This window comes from Micromonospora sp. 4G55 (assembly GCF_016803375.1).
In genome coordinates this window covers 1-2,760 of the sequence record NZ_JAEVHN010000754.1, presented here as the reverse complement: position 1 = coordinate 2,760, position 2,760 = coordinate 1, and the positions used below count along the sequence as shown (strand labels likewise).

Genomic DNA, 2,760 nt, shown 5'->3' with positions numbered 1-2,760 from the left:
CGGTCGACCCCGGGGTACGCGAGCCGGGAAGCCCAGACCGCCTCATCCTCCGATCGCACGGCCCGGTTCGCGGTGATGACGATGTGCCGTGCCTCGTCCCGGTAGCGCCACCGCCACAGTTCGCCCTCCGACCACATCTCGATTCGCTCCCCCGGCCTGTCCCTGGCGGGGATGTCGGAGGCACCGGAGGGACCCTCGCCGTCGGATCCAGGGCCCGCTCGCCGCGCCGCTCGCCTCAGGTCGGCGTGGGTGAGATCGCCGATGCCGGCGGCGTCGCCGCGGCGCAGCGCCCGCGCGACCAGGAAGGCGAGCAGCCCGGCGAGGAGCGGCAGGACGAGTCATCCTCCGATCGCACGGCCCGGTTCGCGGTGATGACGATGTGCCGTGCCTCGTCCCGGTAGCGCCACCGCCACAGTTCGCCCTCCGACCACATCTCGATTCGCTCCCCCGGCCTGTCCCTGGCGGGGATGTCGGAGGCACCGGAGGGACCCTCGCCGTCGGATCCAGGGCCCGCTCGCCGCGCCGCTCGCCTCAGGTCGGCGTGGGTGAGATCGCCGATGCCGGCGGCGTCGCCGCGGCGCAGCGCCCGCGCGACCAGGAAGGCGAGCAGCCCGGCGAGGAGCGGCAGGACGAGCACCAGCACCCGGAACACGTACAGCAGGTCGTAGACGGGCACCCGCAGCAGCCGGGCGAGGATGTCGTCCCCCGCGGCGACCGTCAGCGCCGCGTAGAAGGTCAGCGCGCCGACGCCGACGCCCAGCCGGACCGGGTGGTCGCGGGGCCGGTCGAGCAGGTGGTGCTGCCGGCGGTCCTTCGTGCGCAGCCGCTCGACGAACGGCCAGGCGTAGAGGGCGAGGAAGGTCAGCCCGCCGAGCACGACGCCGGGAAAGAACGGCGCCGGCACCAGATGCCCGGCGATACGGAACTCCAGGGGTGGGAACAGCCGCAGGGCGCCGTCGCCCCACGCGACGTACCAGTCGGGCTGAGCCGGAGAGGTGGACTGGTCCGGTGCGAACGGGCCGTAGATCCAGACCGGGTTGATCTGAACCAGGCCGCCGAGGGCGAAGAGCACCGCCAGCACCCAGGCGAACAGGGCGAGCGAGCGCAGCGTGTAGCTCGGCCAGAGCCGCGACCCGACGGCGTTGTGCTCGGTCCGTCCCGGGCCGGGGAACTGCGTGTGCCGCTGCCGCACCAGGATCGCCAGGTGCAGCGACACGAGCGCGACGAGGACGGCGGGCACCAGCAGTACGTGGCTGACGAACATCCGCGGGATCATCAGGTCGGAGGGGAACTCCCCGCCCAGGGCCAGGGCGGCCAGCCAGGCCCCGACCAGGGGAACCGACTCCACCACCGAGGTGATGATCCGCAGGCCCAGCCCGGAGACCAGGTCGTCCGGCAGGGAGTAGCCGGTGAAGCCGTTGGCGAGGGCGAGCGACAGCATGGTCACGCCGATCAGCCAGTTGAGCTCACGGGGTTTGCGGAACGCCCCGGTGAAGAAGATCCGGGCCAGGTGCAGCACGATCGCCGCGACGAAGACCAGCGCGGCCCAGTGGTGGGTCTGCCGGATGAGCAGACCGGCCCGGACATCCCAACTGAGCCGCACCGTCGAGGCGTACGCGGCGGAGGTGGTGGCGCCGTCCAGCGGGGCGTAGTCGCCGTGGTAGACCCGGTGGGCGGAGCTGGCGTCGAAGAAGAAGGTGAGGTAGACGCCGGTGAGGATCAGCGCGACGAACGAGTAGAGCGCGATCTCGCCGAGCATGAACGACCAGTGGTCGGGGAAGACCTTCGCCAGCGCTCGGCGGGTGATGGGAGAGAGCCGCAGCCGGTCGTCGAGCGCTCTGGCCAACCGGTCGGTGATCACGGCCAGTTCCAGAAGCCGGCGCCGGGTGGGGCGGTGAAATCACCGGTCGCGCGGAGGAAGCCGTCCGGGCCGACCTCGATCGGCAGACCGGGCAGCGCCCGCGCAGCCGGGCCGGCGACCGGCTTGGCGTCCGCCAGCAGGTCGAACGACGACTGGTGGCAGGGACAGAGCACCCCTCCGGTGCCCTTGAGGTAGACCCGGACCGGACAGCCGGCGTGCGTGCAGAGCAGCGAGTAGACCACCAGACCGTCGAGATGCCCGCCGGAGGGCGGCCGGGAGAAGCGCGCCGGGTCGAGGCGGACCGCGAAGGCGGGTCCGTCCCCGGCGTCGAGGTGGCCCTCCGGGAAGATGCCGACCACGGTGTCGGCGGGCACGTCCTGCGGCCGCAACGGTCGTCCGGCGGCGTCGACCAGCCGCACGCCCGGCGCCCACGGAGTGTCCCTGAGGTCCTGGACCGGGCCCGCCCGGTCGAACGGCAGCAGGGAGCGCAGCGGGAACAGCGCGGCGGCGCCGAGCGCGGTCAGCGCCAGCCCGAGCGCGGCGAGCAGGCCCCGCCGCCGCACCGGGCTGTCCGGCGCGGTGAGCTCCCCGGCAGTCATCGCCTGCTCCGCCGGGGGTGGGGCGAAGCCCTCGTGCTCCTCGACGTAGCCGCCGACCGGCACGAGCCGCCGCCCCCAGACGGCGAGGCCCACGGCCAGTCCGGCGAAGGCCACCGCGAGGCAGACCCCCTCCCAGCGGGTGTTGCCGCCCAGCCCGTACGTCACCGCGAACCCCACCGCCCCGGCCGCGCTGGCGAGGAACGCGGCAACGACCCGGCGGCTCGCCGCCCGCTCGCTCGTAGACGGACGCCGACCGCTCACTCCGCCGCCCTCCTGCCCAACCACCGGGCGGCGGCCACC

Annotated in this window: 2 protein-coding genes; both read right to left on the bottom strand. The window is 73.7% G+C overall.

Features of this window, described 5'->3' with window-relative positions; translation table 11 throughout:
• Nucleotides 1-235: 235 nt before the first annotated feature.
• Nucleotides 236-1,861 carry a cytochrome bc complex cytochrome b subunit gene (locus JNW89_RS33640; protein WP_238452107.1) on the bottom strand — a complete coding sequence of 542 codons (1,626 nt, stop codon included), beginning with the start codon at nucleotides 1,859-1,861 and terminating at the stop codon, nucleotides 236-238.
• On the bottom strand, nucleotides 1,858-2,760 hold a 903-nt coding region (locus tag JNW89_RS33635), incomplete at its 5' end, for a ubiquinol-cytochrome c reductase iron-sulfur subunit (protein WP_238452106.1). The genes JNW89_RS33635 and JNW89_RS33640, both read right to left, overlap by 4 nt.